This window comes from Streptomyces cinereospinus (assembly GCF_042430725.1).
GTDB lineage: Bacteria > Actinomycetota > Actinomycetes > Streptomycetales > Streptomycetaceae > Streptomyces > Streptomyces cinereospinus.
On sequence record NZ_JBHMCY010000009.1, the window covers coordinates 93,089 to 108,641 of the forward strand.

9 protein-coding genes and 1 pseudogene are annotated in these 15,553 nt (G+C 72.4%); 2 read left to right on the forward strand and 8 right to left on the reverse strand.

The genetic code is table 11. From position 1 onward, the window contains the following. Positions 1–103: 103 nt before the first annotated feature. Positions 104–655, reverse strand: coding sequence for a transcriptional regulator NrdR (gene nrdR / locus ACFF45_RS07045; protein WP_381343372.1), 552 nt, complete (start codon positions 653–655; stop codon positions 104–106). Positions 656–1,229: 574 nt separating this feature from the next. Here nrdR and lexA point away from each other — a divergent pair. Next, positions 1,230–2,009: a transcriptional repressor LexA gene (gene lexA / locus ACFF45_RS07050; protein ID WP_381343374.1), complete on the forward strand. Its 780-nt coding sequence runs from the start codon at positions 1,230–1,232 to the stop codon at positions 2,007–2,009. 369 nt (positions 2,010–2,378) lie between these two features. Here the strand turns inward: lexA and ACFF45_RS07055 are convergent, their stop codons facing one another. The 4 genes from ACFF45_RS07055 to ACFF45_RS07070 form a co-directional block, all read right to left on the reverse strand. After that, positions 2,379–4,364: an ATP-dependent DNA helicase gene (locus ACFF45_RS07055; RefSeq protein ID WP_381343377.1), complete on the reverse strand. Its 1,986-nt coding sequence runs from the start codon at positions 4,362–4,364 to the stop codon at positions 2,379–2,381. A gap of 439 nt (positions 4,365–4,803) precedes the next feature. Continuing rightward, positions 4,804–5,622 carry a GNAT family N-acetyltransferase gene (locus ACFF45_RS07060; protein WP_381343380.1) on the reverse strand — a complete coding sequence of 273 codons (819 nt, stop codon included), beginning with the start codon at positions 5,620–5,622 and terminating at the stop codon, positions 4,804–4,806. A gap of 73 nt (positions 5,623–5,695) precedes the next feature. Next, positions 5,696–7,645 (reverse strand): IucA/IucC family protein, encoded by a 1,950-nt coding sequence (locus tag ACFF45_RS07065; protein WP_381343382.1) that lies wholly within the window; start codon positions 7,643–7,645, stop codon positions 5,696–5,698. A gap of 176 nt (positions 7,646–7,821) precedes the next feature. Then, on the reverse strand, positions 7,822–9,483 hold the full coding sequence (locus ACFF45_RS07070; protein WP_381343385.1) for an aminotransferase class III-fold pyridoxal phosphate-dependent enzyme: 1,662 nt from the start codon (positions 9,481–9,483) through the stop codon (positions 7,822–7,824). 635 nt (positions 9,484–10,118) lie between these two features. Here ACFF45_RS07070 and ACFF45_RS07075 point away from each other — a divergent pair. Further along, a complete protein-coding gene (locus tag ACFF45_RS07075) occupies positions 10,119–11,336 on the forward strand; it encodes a trypsin-like serine peptidase (RefSeq protein ID WP_381343387.1) in 1,218 nt (405 codons plus the stop codon). Positions 11,337–11,454: 118 nt separating this feature from the next. Here ACFF45_RS07075 and ACFF45_RS07080 read toward each other — a convergent pair. From ACFF45_RS07080 to ACFF45_RS07090, 3 genes and pseudogenes are all read right to left on the reverse strand, one after another. After that, positions 11,455–11,838 (reverse strand): annotated as a pseudogene (locus ACFF45_RS07080) (transposase); the annotation flags it as partial. 229 nt (positions 11,839–12,067) lie between these two features. Next, complete coding sequence (gene hflX / locus ACFF45_RS07085) at positions 12,068–13,561, reverse strand: GTPase HflX (protein ID WP_381343390.1); 1,494 nt, start codon at positions 13,559–13,561, stop codon at positions 12,068–12,070. Positions 13,562–13,746: 185 nt separating this feature from the next. Further along, complete coding sequence (locus ACFF45_RS07090; protein ID WP_381343391.1) at positions 13,747–15,363, reverse strand: M1 family metallopeptidase; 1,617 nt, start codon at positions 15,361–15,363, stop codon at positions 13,747–13,749. Between the last annotated feature and the right edge of the window lie 190 nt (positions 15,364–15,553).

Consider the following 15,553-nt stretch of genomic DNA (forward strand, 5'->3'; position numbering starts at 1 on the left):
TGTCTGGTGTCGCGGGCACCCTCTCGCTGCCGCCCGCAACAGGTCTTCGGGTCGCCGCCGACCCGGCCGGTCCGGATGCCGCCTCCCGCAACCGGCCCGCCGATCAGTCGGCGGCGCGGGCGGGCTGGGGGAGCTGAGCAGCCCCTCCGGACCCGCGTTCGCCCTCCTGGCCCCCCGTGCCGCCGCCCTCGTCGTCCGCGGCCGGGCGCCCCGGCTTTTCCCTGAGTTCCGCGATCGCCGCCTCGAAGTCCTCCAGCGACTCGAACGCCCGGTAGACGGACGCGAAGCGCAGATAGGCGACGAGGTCGAGCTCCTGGAGCGGGCCGAGTATGGCCAGCCCCACGTCGTGAGTGGTCAGCTCGGCGCTGCCGGTGGCCCGCACCGCCTCCTCGACGCGCTGGCCGAGCAGAGCGAGCGCGTCCTCGGTGACGGGCCGGCCCTGGCACGCCTTGCGCACACCGTTGATGACCTTGGTACGACTGAAGGGCTCGGTGACTCCGGACCGCTTGACCACCATGAGCGAGCACGTCTCCACGGTCGTGAAGCGACGGGAGCAGTCAGGGCACTGGCGGCGCCTGCGGATCGACGTGCCGTCGTCGGTCGTACGGCTGTCGACCACACGGCTGTCGGGGTGCCTGCAGAAGGGGCAGTGCATGGCTCCAACCCTCCTTCACAGCAGACTCAATAGCCTCAACAGACCCTCCGGCCCCTCGAAGCGAGCACAAGCATAGGCGATGATCGAGCGGCCGGAGACCGGGGGGACCACAACTTCTGGGATGCCGTAGCCATCCAACCACTAGATGTGGGGATCGGCTCGCAAACCCACCCGAGCCCCGCGTGTCGACTGGCGCATCACCGCACGCCACACGCGCGTGCGACTCCCGGGGCAACGCGCGGGACACGTGGACGCGCGGCCGTGCCGCGGCGACATATGGAGAGATACCGTGGGCGCCGCAGGGAGGACACGTGGGACTTCCGCACGGACGGGAGCCGGTGCACGGCCGCCGAGGCACCGGATGGCAGACTGAGCCGCGCGCCCCACGAGGGCTCGCCCGGCGGTGAAGAGTACGACACTGGGCCCTTCCGCCCGCGGGGTGCCGCGTCAGCCATACACCCAGACACATGGTTACGTCCGGTGATTCGCACTTTTTCACTCGAACGTGTGTTTGGCGCAACCTTTCGAAAGCAACTACCGTTGTCCAGCAGGGAGACCATCGAGAGGGGCCGACGTGACCACCACCGCAGACAGCGCCACCATCACTGCCCAGGACCGCTCCCAGGGCCGACTCGAGCCGGTGCATGCCATGAACGAAGCCGCGAATCCAGAGGGGCACAAGCGCTCCTTGCCGGGCCGACCTCCAGGCATCCGGGCGGACAGCTCCGGGCTGACCGACCGGCAGCGCCGGGTGATCGAGGTCATCAGGGACTCGGTGCAGCGGCGCGGCTACCCGCCGTCGATGCGGGAGATCGGCCAGGCGGTCGGCCTGTCCAGCACCTCCTCCGTGGCGCACCAGCTGATGGCACTGGAGCGCAAGGGCTTCCTGCGCCGGGACCCGCACCGCCCGCGCGCGTACGAGGTGCGCGGCTCCGACCAGGCCGCGACCGTGCAGCCGACGGACACCGCGGGCAAGCCCGCCGCGTCGTACGTTCCGCTGGTCGGCCGCATCGCCGCCGGTGGCCCGATCCTCGCCGAGGAGTCGGTGGAGGACGTCTTCCCGCTCCCCCGGCAGCTCGTGGGTGACGGTGAGCTGTTCGTGCTGAAGGTCGTGGGTGACTCGATGATCGAGGCCGCGATCTGCGACGGCGACTGGGTGACCGTCCGGCGCCAGCCGGTCGCCGAGAACGGAGACATCGTGGCCGCCATGCTCGACGGCGAGGCCACCGTGAAGCGCTTCAAGCGCGAGGACGGCCACGTCTGGCTGCTCCCGCACAACGCCGCGTACGAGCCGATCCCGGGCGACGACGCGACGATCCTCGGCAAGGTGGTCGCCGTTCTGCGGCGCGTGTGACGCCCCCTGCGGGCGGCACCCTCGCGACCGCCCTCCCTTGACCGGGCCCCGGAACCCCTGCGCCGGTTCCGGGGTCCTGTGCTGTCCGGCTCGAGTCCTGTGCCGCACTGGCCGACTTGGGTCCTGTGCCGTCCGGTTCGGTCCTGCGCTGCGTGACCGACTCGGGTGCTGACTTGTACTGACCGACTCGGGTCCCGTGCTGGGCCGTCCGGCTCGGGTCCTGGTTCTCCCGACACGCGGGACGTTCGCGGTTGCCTGGCCGGACGATCGCGCGGGACAGCGCATGAGGCCGGCCAGGACAGACGGCCGCGGATCACGACAGGCGGGGTGGCCGAGGCGTCGTGCCTCCGGCCCCCCGCCTCTCACGGCCTATGGGGCCGGCTGCGCCTCCGTGCGCCGCGCCGCCTCGTCGATCGCGGCAAGCGACTTGCGCACCTGGTTACGGTCCGTCGTGTACCAGAAGTCGGGCAGGGACGCCTTCAGATAGCTCCCGTAGCGGGCCGTGGCCAGCCGCTGGTCGAGCACGGCGACCACACCGCGGTCACCCGAGGCCCGTACGAGACGACCGGCGCCCTGCGCCATGAGCAGCGCCGCGTGGGTGGCGGCGACCGCCATGAAGCCGTTGCCCCCAGCCTCCTCCACCGCCTTCTGCCGGGCGCTCATCAGGGGGTCGTCGGGCCGCGGGAACGGGATCTTGTCCATGACGACGAGCTGGCAGCTGGAGCCGGGTACGTCCACGCCCTGCCACAGCGACAGGGTGCCGAACAGACAGGTCCTGGGGTCGGCCGCGAAGTTCTTGATCAGCTCGCCCAGGGTCTCCTCGCCCTGGAGGAGGATCGGGAACTCGGGGATCCGGGTGCGCAGCTCCTCGGCGGCCAGCTGGGCGGCCCGCATCGAGGAGAACAGGCCGAGGGTCCGTCCGCCCGCCGCCTGGATCAGCTCCGTCAGCTCGTCGAGCATGTCCGCGCGATCACCGTCGCGCGCCGGGCGCGCCAGGTGCTTGGCGACATAGAGGATGCCCTGCTTCGGGTAGTCGAAGGGCGAGCCGACGTCGACGCCCTTCCACTGGGGCAGGTCCCCACCCTGAGTGCCTTCGGGAGAGAGTCCCAGGGACGCGCCGACGCCGTTGAAGTCACCGCCCAGTTTCAGGGTCGCGGAGGTGAGGACGACGGAGCGGTCCGTGAAGAGCTTCTCCCGCAACAGGCCCGAGACCGACATGGGGGCGACCCGGAGCGAGGCGCCGAACCGGTCGTGGCGCTCGTACCAGACGACGTCCCACTCCGAGCCGTGCGTGATGCGCTCCGCCACGTCGTGCACGGTCTCCACGGAGGCCAGCGCCTGCTTGCGGACCGCGTCCTCGTCCTGCACGGACTTGTCGCGGGTCGCGCCGATCGCGGAGATGACCGTGCGGCAGGCGTCGCGCAGCGCCGTCAGCGCGTAGCCGAGATCCTCCGGGATCTCCTCCAGACGGCCGGGCAGGGCCAGCTCCATCAGCCGCTCGAAGCCCTCGGCAGCGGTCTGGAGCTGGTCGGCGGCCTTCTCGTTGACGAGCTTCGCGGCCCGGCGCACCGCGCGGTTGACCTGGCCCGGGGTCAGCTCGCCGGTGGCGACACCGGTGACCCGTGAGACCAGCTCGTGCGCCTCGTCCACGATCAGCACCTCGTGCTGCGGGAGGACCGGGGCGCCCTCGATGGCGTCGATGGCGAGCAGCGCGTGGTTGGTGACGACGACCTCGGCGAGCTTGGCCCGCTCCCGGGCCATCTCCGCGAAACACTCGGCGCCGTACGCGCACTTCGAGGCGCCCAGACACTCCCGCGACGAGACCGACACCTGACCCCAGGCACGGTCGGAGACACCCGGCGTGAGGTCGTCGCGGTCACCGGTCTCGGTCTCGTCCGACCAGTCCCGCAGCCGCAGCAGGTCCTGACCCAGCTTGCTGCTGGGCGCGGCCGCCTCGAACTGGTCGAAGAGGCCCTCCTCCTCGTCCTGCGGCACACCCTCGTGGAGGCGGTGCAGGCACAGATAGTTCGACCGGCCCTTGAGCATCGCGAACTCCGGGCGACGGCGCAGCAGCGGGTGCAGCGCCTCGACCGTGCGCGGCAGGTCCCGCTCCACCAGCTGGCGCTGCAGCGCGAGGGTGGCGGTCGCCACGACGACGCGCTCGCCGTGCGCGAGCGCGGGCACGAGGTAGCCGAGCGACTTGCCGGTGCCGGTGCCGGCCTGGACCAGGAGATGGGAGCCGCCGTCGATCGCCTCCGCGACGGCTTCGGCCATGGTCACCTGGCCGGGGCGCTCCGTACCGCCGACGGCTGTGACGGCGGCATGCAGGAGTTCGGGGAGTGAGGGCTTCGTCATAGCTCGACCACCCTACGGCGCGGCACTGACAAACGGGTGATCGTGGGGGGAGTGGGGGTGCGATCCGGGCCGGGACAAGAGCCGGGGCCGGGGGCGAGGCCAGAGCTGGAGTTGAGGCCAGGACGGAGGCGCCGGCCAGGGTCGGGGACGGAGAGGGCGGGAGACGGCGTGTGTCCTGAAGCGGTTGAGTGCGGCATGGGACTCGGAGGGGTCGGCGCTGAGCGGGAACGGGCAGGGGCGAGGTCGGACGGGACTTGCGACGGATGCGAGGGCGAGCGGACGGAGGCCTTCGACGGCTGCGAGGGCGAGCGCAGATGGGGCATTGCGGTGGGGCATTGCGGTGGCGGGGCCCGGCGGCAAGGTGACGGGTCCGGCGCATCCAAGCGGCACTGGATCGGCGTGGGCGGCGTACCAGAAGTGATGGCACCGCGGCACAGCGCTACAGCAGATGACACAGGGACCGGTCTCGCATCATGACGGCGGCCCGTTTGGCAGGCAGGTCGACCTCGGCGGCAAACCGGTAACCGGCGTTGAGGAAGGCGGCCACGGAGGGGGCGTTGCGGATGTCGGGTTCCGCTACGACGCGCGCACAGGCGGGCCGTCTGTCGAGGACCAGGTCCGCGACGGATCTGAGGAGGGTGCTGCCGAGCCCCCGGCCCCGTTCGGCGATGTCGCCGATGAGGATATGGACGCCGGTGTCGTGGGGCCGGGCGGGATAGTAGCGGGCCAGCGAGTCGAGGTCGGCGCGGTAGATCTCCCAGTAGCTCATCGGGGTGCCGTCCAGCACGCCGAGGCAGGGGACGCTGCGCCCGTCCCCTGCCAGCTGGGCGTCGAGGTGCTTTTCCGTTACTTCCTCTGTGCCGTCCAGTGCCCAGAACGCGGCCACGGCCGGGTCGTTCATCCAGCGGGCGACAAGGGGCAGGTCCCGAGCGACCCGCACGGGGACGAGCTGGAAGACGCCCGCGGGCGTGTCGGCCGGACCCCAGTCCCGGACGTGATCGAGCAGGTCGTCCCGTACCGCCGGTACGGCGGTCAGCCGGGGTGGCGCGGCCTGCCGGGGCCGGTCCTCCTCCGCGGGCGGCGGCTCGTCCCCGGCGAGGAACGTGACCAGCTCATCGGGCAGACGCAGATCGAGCGTGTCCTCGGCGTCGGTGTCCTTGGGCGTGTCCTCGGGCGTGTCCGCGCCCGCACCCGGGCCGGGACTCCCGTCCGCGGCAGGTGCGGTACCGGAGTCGGCGCTCGCGTCGGTCGGAGGCACTGGGGGCTCCTCTCAGAAGGCGATGTCGGGGCGTCTTCCTGGTGGCTGGGTGGGTGCAGCGGGTCGGTGTCGATCAGCAGTGGAGAGGGTTGGCGATGGTGACGTACACGGACTGGGTGTCCACCGGGCCCACGAGTTCGTCGAGGCCGTGCAGCCGGGTCAGCAGGTTGGCCTTGCAGCGCAGGACGGGCGAGTCGAGGAGACAGGAAGGCAGCGAGGTGCGCAGCCGGGCAGGGCCCGACGCGGCACCTTCCAGGAAGCGGCGGAACGCGACGAGCAGCAGCCGTTCGTCGGCCAGGCGCTGTGATCCGATCGCGCCGATGAGGCCGAACACGTTGTTGATCGCCAGGTAGTAGGCGAGACGCTCGTCGGTGACCTCGTCGGAGACGAAGGTGTCACTGCGGTCGCCGAGGCCCGGCAGCCGGGCGGTCAGCTCCGCGCGCCGGGACTCACGGAAGTAATAGCCCTGATTGTCCCGGTAACGCCCCCCGGCCGGCCATCCGTCACGGTCCGACAGGAGCAGCGTGTTCTGCTGGTGTGCCTCCAGCGCGATCCCGGCCTCGCCGTCCAGCCACAGCACGGGCCGGACCACTTGTTCGAGGTAGCGCAGGAACCACTCGGCCGCCACGGCTCCGCGCGGACGACCGGTGCGGCCGGCGAGTCGAGTGATGGCGTCGGCCAGCCGCGACCGTGGTGAGGGCCGGCCGGAGTCCGGGCGGCCGGCGGGCGGGTCCGGTTCAACGCCCGGGGTGGGCGCCGTGAGCCCGGCGACGCACGAGACGTCGTCCGTGGGCACGAACGGGTTGTGCCGGATCATCACGTCGAGCCCGGGCAGCGGCACACCGTCCGGCCCGTCGACGGCGAGCCAGGCCGGGTCTCGGACGATGTCGAAGCCGGGGTGCGCGGACCGCCATTGCTGTGACAGCCCGGTGCGCAGCAAACGGTGGACCTCGACGCCGCGGTGCAGTTCCTTGCGGAGGTTTTCGCGACGGGAGTTGGTGATGCGCAGGCCCAGCGACAGTTTGAGCATGGCCGGGGCGTGGGGCCGGTAGACGGTTCGGACGGAGGAGGTGGGGTGCCAGGCAGAGCCGTGTGCCCCGAGGTCCCGGAGCAGTCCGGCGTCGAGCAGGGCGGTGATGTCGGCGCGGTGCAGGAGCTCGCGCATCTGCCAGGGGTGCACGGGCAGTGCGGTGCAGCCGTCGGGGAGGGACAGGTCGGGTCCGGCCAGGCGGGCGGTGAGCCGGGCGGCGGGGACGGCACGGCCGCGTTCGGTCCAGGCGGAGTCGGTGGCGAGTACGGAGGGAGCGACGGCCAGCCAATGCAGGGGGAAGGAACCGCGCAGCTCGGGTGAGTAGCGGCGTGCTTCGGCTTCGGTGAGACCTTCGCGGCTCTTCGGGGCCGGATGCAGGGGGTGTCCGAGCAGGAGTGCCTGCTCGGCCGCCAGGAAGAGGTCGGGTTCGTCCGCGGGGCGCTGCCGGCGATCGCTGACGAAGACGGCGACGCGGCGGGCGGAGTCCGCGACCCTCGCGACCAGGTCGGTGCCCTCGATCCGGCCGCCGGATGTCCTCCCTCCTTCGGGCGTCTCCCGGGCGAGCAGCGCGGCGAGGGCGACCGCGTCGAGAGGCTGGGACGGTCGTGCGGCGTCGGCCAGGTGCGGCAGGCCGAAGCGGTGCCATCCGGCGGGTGACCAGTAGCGCACGGGGACGAGCAGAGCGGTGCCGCTGGCGGGGAGCGGGATGCGGAGGATGCCGTGGCCAGGGGCCGGGAGGCCGGTTTCCCGTACCCAGCAGCGCAGCAGGTTGTCCACGGCTGCTGCTTGGGCGGCCGTGAGGACGTCGGGGTGGTCCAGGAGATCGGGGCGGTCCGGGAAGTCGGGCCGGTCCGGAGAGTCGGGACGCGTCTGCTGCCGGCCGCTGTGTTGTCCGGGAACCGATGCGGTCGGCGGTACGGGCGTGGCCTCGGACTCATGGCAGCGCTGAGCGGGGGTGCGGGAACGGCCGTCAGGTGTGGGGGCGGTGGTCAAGACGGTTCCTCGTGGGGGTCGATTCGGCTCGTGCGGGGCTCGATCCAGGGGGACGGGAAGTGGTTCGGCAGGCGGGGCTTCGGTCGAGCGGGGGACGTCCGGCGGCTGACGTCGGTGGGGCTGGGAGGACGGCCCAGGCGGTGACGTGGGAGAGGGCGTCCACATCCGCGCCGCCACTAGCGCGACCGCGCGGCACGGTCGGCGGGGTCACCGCGCTGGACCTGATCATCACGGTCGGTGTGATCATCACGGTCGGTTTGATCGCCACGGTCGGTGTGATCGCCACGGTCGGTGTGATCGATGTTGTCCGCGCGGTCGTCATGGCCGTACGGCCGGTGTGCCGGGCGGCGCGATGGGCCGTTGCTCGCGTCCGAGCCGTCACTCTCGCCGGAGCCGTCACTCTCGCCGGAGCCGTGACTCCCGCCGGAGCCGTCGGGGTGGGCGCGGGCCGCTGCGGTGAGGGCGTCGGCCAGGCGGTCGAGCACTGCGGAGGCCTGCTCGTCGGTGATGGTGAGCGGTGGGAGCAGCCGTACGACGCCCGGGTGCCGGCGGGCGAGTCCGACGATCAGGCCCCGCCGCAGGCACTCCCGCTGAACGGTGGCGGCGAGTGCGGAGGCGGCGGGACACGTGCGGTGGGCGTCCGCTCCCGGGCTCGGCGGCGGCCCGAGCGCACCGGCGGGCACGGCGGTCCCGGCCTCGTCCCGGACGCCACGGGCGTCTGCGGCCCGCGAAGCCGTCACCAGTTCGACGCCGATCATCAGTCCCCGTCCGCGCGCACCACCGATGCAGGGGAATTCCCCGGCCAGCTCGCGGAGCTGGGACAGCATGCGGGCGCCCACAGTCGCCGCCCGTTCGGCGAGGCGGTGTTCGCGGACGTGAGCGAGGGTCGCCGTGCCCGCGGCCAGGGCGAGTTGGTTGCCGCGGAACGGGCCGGCCGGGGCGAAGGGATGCGGGAGCGCGAGGTCGTCGTGGTGGATCACCGCGGCCAGGGGGAGGCTGCCGCCGATGGCCTCGGAGAGGATCATCACGTCGGGCGTCACTCCACTGTGCCCGACGGCCCAGAAGGTTCCGGTCCTGCCGACGCCCGTCAGCGTCTCGTCGACGATGAGAGGAACCCCCCGGGCGGCGGTGATCCGCCGTGTCGCACGCATCCATCCGTCCGGCGCGGGAAGCACTCCGCACTCGCCGTGCACGGGTTCGACGAGCATCCCGGCGGGGACGGCCGCCGGGGACGAGGACGCGAGGGTGGCCTCGGTCCAGCGGACGGCCGCTTCGGTGCCGTCCGTGCCGGCGGTGCCGAACGGACAGCGATCGGGACAGCGGTCGTCCCGCGGGGAGCCCCCGTCCGCTGCCCGGTCGGCCGCACCGGCCGTGCCCGCGTCGGCCGTGCCCGCGTCGGCGGGCGGCGTCCCGTGGTCGGCACCGGTGAGGGCGACGACGGGGGCACGCCCGGTCGCGGCGCGGACCAGAGCGGTCGCGGTCTCGACGGCTTCCGACGCCGACGGGCCGCAGAACCGCACGTGTGCGTGGTCGGCGAGTCCGGGTGGCAGGGTGCGCCGCAGCTCGGCGACGAAGGCGTCCTCGACGGGGGTGGCCAGGTCGGGGACGTTCAGGGGGGCGCCCGAGTCGAGGACCTTGCGGATCGCTTCGAGGACGACCGGATGGTTGTGGCCGAGGGCGAGGGTCCCGGCTCCGGAGAGGCAGTCCAGGTAGCGGCGGCCGTCCGCGCCCTCGACGGTCAGACCGCGGGCGCGTACCGGCACGATCGGCAGGGCACGCGGATAGGTCCGCGCTGCCGACTCGCGCGCCGGCCGGCGGCGTGGGACTCCCTCGGTCACAGCCACGGCTCCCTGTCCTCCGCTCCGGGGCCGCTTCCCGCCGCTGCACGGCTCCCTGTCCTTCGCTCCGGGCCCCGCTGCACGGCTCCCTGTCCTTCGCCTCGGGGCGGCTTCCCGCCGCTGCACGGCGACGATCCGGTCGCGCTCGATCAGCGTCCGGCCCGCGATCGCCCGCTGCCGCTGCCGCTGCCGCGCGCCCACGCGCGACGGCCGGACAGCCGACATGGGTCCGGCCGACACCCACCGACCGACACCACCGACCGACACGCACTGCCCGGCGTCCACGCCCGCACAGCCCGATGCACCGCACGGTCCGCCGCCCGGTCAGCCGTCCGCTTCTCCGACCGGTTCCTCACGCCCCGGCGCCCAGGACGACAAGGCACGAAAGAGGACCGGCCCGCTCCTCAGTTCCACCGCTACCAACCGCGGTCCGCCCACCGGGTTACGGGTTGCTTCAAGATCCTTGCCGTGACGGAACCGTTGCCGATCCGTCGGAAGTCCCCCACAGCGAGCGCATAGTGTGGGGTGCCGTTCCCAGACAGCCGTGAGATCGGCCTGAACCGCAGGTAGTTCGGCCGGGATCGCGGCCTCGGCGCCGAGTCCCGAGTCCGTTCACCACCAGCGGGAGTACCACCATGCGATCCATACGGCCGTCGTTCACCGCTCGCCGGGAGAGGGGAGCGCGCCGCAGAATGTCCCCCGTGCCGGCCGCCGTTGCGCTGGCCTCCGCGCTGGCGCTCACCGTCACCGGGTGTGGGTCGGGTGACCCCGCGGCGGACGCCCAGGCGTCGTCGGCCGCGGCGGACGACGGCAAGTTCCAGATACCGGACGACATCAGGGACCGGCTGAAGGAACACGGGATCGACCTGGACAACTGGCGGAACGGCGCCTGGAAGGACTGGGACCGGGACGACTGGCTGCGCGAGGCCGAGGACTTCATCAATCCGATCATCGAGGACCTGTGGAACCCCGACCGGATGCGGGAGGCCGAGGAACCGGACCAGTCGGTCGACGAGGGTGATCTCTCCGGGGACCAGGGGGTGACCGACCCGACGCCGGAGCCGGTGGAGGCGGAGGCCGTGCCGGCGTCCTACCACGCCAACGCCCCCGAGGCGGGCAAGGTGTTCTTCGACTCCCCCGAGGGCACGATGGTCTGCTCGGCGACGGTCGTGGAGGATCCGGCCAACCCGGGCAAGTCCAACCTGGTGTGGACGGCGGGGCACTGCGTGCACGCGGGCAAGAGCGGCGGCTGGTACCGCAACATCGCGTTCGTGCCGTCGTACAACGACGTGGGCATGACGGCGGCGGAGCTGCAGAGCGCCACGAAGGAGGAGGTCGCTCCGTACGGGGTCTGGTGGGGTGACTGGGTGCAGACCTCGGACCAGTGGATCGAGCAGGGCAGCAAGACGGGCGGGGACGGAGCGGCGTACGACTTCGCCGTGCTGCACGTGACGCCGGAGGACGGCAGCGGGGGCAGGTCCCTGGAGGAGACGGTGGGCTCGGCGCTGCCGGTGGACTTCGCCGCCCCGGCCGTGGCGCGGATGGAGAGCCTGACGGCGACGGGCTACCCGGCGGGGGCGCCGTACGACGGGCAGACGCTGTACCGGTGCGAGGACGAGCCGGGGCGCCTGTCGATCAGTGCGTCGGATCCGACGATGTACCGGATCGGCTGCACGATGACCGGTGGTTCCTCCGGCGGGGGCTGGGTCGCGACGGGGTCGGACGGGCAGCCGGCGCTGGTGTCCAACACCTCGATCGGGCCGGTGACTGCGGGCTGGCTGGCCGGGCCGCGGCTGGGTGATGAGGCCAAGGGCGTGTTCGAGGCGGTGAGCGGCAGGTTCGCGGGCCAGTAGCGGGACCGCAGTGCGGCGGCGGGGTGGTCCGGCGGGAACCTGCACCGCCTCGTCGCCGTCCGCCCGCGCTCGCGGGCACAGTGGGGTGCCGCTCACGCGGGTGAGCGGCGACGCCTCGCCGCTTCGGGTGAGCAGGCGGCGTCCGGACCGTGGCGACCGGAGCGTCGCGGACCGGCTCGGTGCCCCGGCCGTTCGGCAGGTGCACCAGCGGCACGCAGCAAGTGGAGCGTTCGACCAGGGTACCGATGGCCGAGGCGTTGTCCTTGCCGATGATCAGATCGCCTTCCCCGTGGCCGGGCACCGCCCGGTCCTCGGCCTCTGCGGGACGACCGCTGATCATCACCATGGGGTCGCGGAAGCGGGGCCGGCGTTGCTGGGCCCGGCGACAGGGCTTGCGCCGCCCGCGGCCGGTGCGCAGAGCCTTGGCCGGCTCTCGGCGCAGTTCACCCCGGCCCTGGACGCGGAGAGCCCGGCAGACGGTCTCGTGGATCACGTGCCTCTCCGGCCGTTGCTCAAGCCCTGCTGCATGAGCTGGGAGTGTGCCTCCCGCTCACGCAGCAGCTTCCTGGACCCCTGAGCCACCGTCCGGATTTCCCGGATCTCGAAGTCCCTCGCACATCCCCTGAGCTGGGGTGTGGCGACGACCACGGGAACGGAGGCACCGGCGACGAGCCTTCTCGATGGCTTCGGAATCTCCAGGGACGATCCTGGAGATTCCGGGGTGAGAACGGTCAGGCGGCCGGCGTCGGAGCGTACGGCGCGAGTTCCGCCGCCAGTTCCTCGTGCACCCGGACCTTGAGCAGGGTGCCCTCCGGGGTGTGCTCCTCGGAGATCACCTCGCCCTCGTCGTGGGCGCGGGCGACCAGCTTGCCGTGGGTGTACGGCACGAGCACCTCGACCTCGACGGACGGACGGGGCAGCTCGTTGTCGACGAGCGCGAGCAGCTCGTCGATGCCCTGGCCGGTGCGGGCCGAGACGGCGATGGAACGCTTCTCGATCCGCAGCAGCCGCTGCAGGACCAGCGGGTCGGCGGCGTCGGCCTTGTTGACGACGACGATCTCGGGTACGTCGGTGGCGCCGACGTCCCTGATCACCTCGCGCACGGCGGCCAGCTGCTCCTCCGGGTTCGGGTGCGAGCCGTCCACCACGTGCAGGATCAGGTCGGACTCGCCGACCTCCTCCATCGTGGAGCGGAACGCCTCGACCAGGTGGTGCGGCAGGTGCCGGACGAAGCCGACGGTGTCGGCCAGCGTGTAGAGCCGGCCGCTCGGGGTCTCGGCCCGGCGGACGGTCGGGTCCAGGGTCGCGAACAGGGCGTTCTCGACCAGGACGCCGGCGCCGGTGAGGCGGTTGAGCAGGGAGGACTTGCCCGCGTTGGTGTAGCCGGCGATGGCGACCGAGGGCACCTTGTGGCGCTTGCGCTCCTGGCGCTTGATGTCGCGGCCGGTCTTCATCTCCGCGATCTCCCGGCGCATCTTCGCCATCTTCTCGCGGATCCGGCGCCGGTCCGTCTCGATCTTGGTCTCACCGGGGCCACGGGTGGCGAGGCCGCCGCCCTTGCCGCCACCCATCTGCCGGGACAGCGACTGACCCCAGCCGCGCAGCCTGGGCAGCATGTACTGCATCTGCGCGAGCGCGACCTGCGCCTTGCCCTCCCGGGACTTGGCGTGCTGGGCGAAGATGTCCAGGATCAGCGCCGTGCGGTCGATGACCTTGACCTTGACGACGTCCTCCAGGGCGATCAGCTGGCCGGGGCTGAGCTCGCCGTCGCAGATCACGGTGTCGGCACCGCTCTCCAGCACGACCTCGCGCAGTTCCAGGGCCTTGCCGGAGCCGATGAAGGTGGCCGCGTCGGGCTTGTCGCGGCGCTGGATCACGCCGTCGAGCACGAGCGCGCCCGCGGTCTCCGCGAGGGCGGCGAGCTCCGCGAGGGAGTTCTCGGCGTCCTGCACGGTCCCCGAGGTCCAGACGCCGACGAGGACGACCCGCTCCAGCCGGAGCTGGCGGTACTCGACCTCGGTGACGTCCTCGAGCTCGGTGGAGAGGCCCGCGACGCGGCGCAGAGCCGCGCGCTCGGAGCGGTCGAACTGGTCGCCGTCCCGCTCTCCGTCGATCTCGTGACTCCAGGCGACGTCCTCTTCCATCAGGGCATCGGCCCGAAGACCTTCGGGATAGTCGTGCGCGAGGCGCTTGGTGTCCTGGGAAGGGGAAGAAGAGGAGGTCATTGGGTCCTTACGTCGTTGGTGTTCGCGTCTGTGCGGCGACGGGGCGCAGCGCGGGTGAGGGGTGCCGGACCTCGTCCGGAGCTGTTCCGTCACCTTGCACAACGCTCGGGTGTCCCGGGAGATTCCCGTCACCCGTGCCGCCGACCTGAAGATGGTCGCACGGAACGCCCCGTCTCGTCATCGTGTTATTCCGCCGTCGCTCCCCGGTACGCCACGACTTCGGGCGCGACCGGCCGCTGCCCCGGCCGCTGACGGGGCTGCCGACCCGGCTGCCGGGCCGGCTGCCGGGTGGAGGACGTCCAGTCCGGGTGGCCCGGCATCGGCGGGGTCCTCTCGCCGTACAGCCAGCCGTGCAAGAACCCGCTCAGGTCGCGTCCGGACACCTCGGAGGCGAGGGACACGAAGTCGGCGGTGGTCGCCGTGCCGTCCCTGTGCCGGCTCACCCAGGCCCGCTCCAGGCCCTCGAAGGCCGTCCGCCCGATCTCCTGGCGGAGGGCGTACAGGATCAGGGCCGCGCCGTCGTAGACGTTCGGCCGGAAGATCCCCAGGCGGCTGCCGGACTCGGGCACCTTGGGAGCGGCGGGCGGACCGCCGGCGGCTCGCCAGCCGTCGGAGGCGCCGTAGGCCGCACGCATCCGCGCCTCCAGGGAACGGTGCGACGTCTCCTGTGCGTACAGGGCCTCGTACCAGGTGGCGTGTCCCTCGTTGAGCCACAGGTCGGACCAGGTGCGGGGGCTGACGCTGTTGCCGAACCACTGGTGGGCCAGCTCGTGGACCATGACCGAGTCGACGAACCACTCGGGGAACGACGGGTCGGTGAAGAGGTCCTTCTCGAAGAGGGAGAGCGTCTGCGTCTCCAGTTCGAAACCGGTGGAGGCGTCCGCGACGAGCACGCCGTACGTCTCGAAGGGGTACGGGCCGACCTTGGCCTCCATCCAGGAGATCTGGTCGGGGGTCTTCGCGAGCCACGGTTCGAGCGCCGCCCGGTGCCGGGTCGGGACGACGTCCCTCAGGGGCAGCGCGTGCGGGCCGGTGCGGCGCAGCACCGTGGACCGGCCGATCGAGACCTGGGCGAGTTCGGTGGCCATCGGGTGCTGGGTGCGGTACGTCCACTCGGTCGCGGCACCGGCGCGCCGTACGCCGGAGGGCAGGCCGTTGGCGACGGCGGTGTGGCCCTCGGGGACGGTGATCCGAAAGGTGAAGGCGGCCTTGTCGGAGGGGTGGTCGTTGCACGGGAACACCAGGTGGGCCGCGTCGGCCTGGTTGGCCATGGCGAGGCCGTCGGCGGTGCGGAGCCAGCCTCCCTCACGTCCGCCGACGGGCAGCGGGTCGCTGGTGTGCCGCACGGTGATGCGCGTCCGCCGCCCCTGGGGCAGCGGCTCGTCCGGCGTGACCACCAGGTCCTCACCGGCCGCGGCGAACGAGGCCCGGCCCCCGTCGACCTCCACCGAGGCGACCTCGCCGCGCGCGAAGTCGAGGTTGACGCGCGACAGGGGCGCGGTGGTGAAGGCGTCGATCGTCGTGACGACCTGGAGCGGCTCGTCGTTGGTGCCGGGATACGTGAGGGCGAGGTCGTAGGCGGTCACGTCGTACCCCGGGTTGCCGAGGTGCGGGAAGAGCCGGTCGCCGATGCCCAGGGGGGTCGGCGAGGCGCTCGCGGCGACGAGACACACGGAGGCGGCGGAGGCGACCAGGGCCGCCCTCAGCCGACGGCGGGCCTTCGGGGTCCAGGGTGCGCTGGGGCGGGTTCCCGGGGCGTCGTCGGCGCACCTGGGAGACCTGTCGCGGGAGGTGAGCAGCATGGAGTACGGCTACCAGCGCGCTCGCAGGACGCGACGACGACGCGCGCCGGGCGCACCCGAACGGGGTGCGGGCGGCAGCCAAGAGGCGGGCGCCGGAGACCGGACGCGCCCCGGGCCCCCACACGCGCGGCGCGTGGACGCGCTGCCGGGACACCGCACGCGCACGGGGACACGCTCCCGGGACACCGCG

Bases quoted from the DNA above. Each gene is read 5' to 3' on its own strand.
- nrdR (WP_381343372.1), bottom strand. From the start codon at position 655: ATGCACTGCCCCTTCTGCAGGCACCCCGACAGCCGTGTGGTCGACAGC.
- ACFF45_RS07055 (WP_381343377.1), bottom strand. From the start codon at position 4,364: ATGACGAAGCCCTCACTCCCCGAACTCCTGCATGCCGCCGTCACAGCC.
- ACFF45_RS07075 (WP_381343387.1), top strand. From the start codon at position 10,119: ATGCGATCCATACGGCCGTCGTTCACCGCTCGCCGGGAGAGGGGAGCG.
- hflX (WP_381343390.1), bottom strand. From the start codon at position 13,561: ATGACCTCCTCTTCTTCCCCTTCCCAGGACACCAAGCGCCTCGCGCAC.
- ACFF45_RS07090 (WP_381343391.1), bottom strand. From the start codon at position 15,363: ATGCTGCTCACCTCCCGCGACAGGTCTCCCAGGTGCGCCGACGACGCC.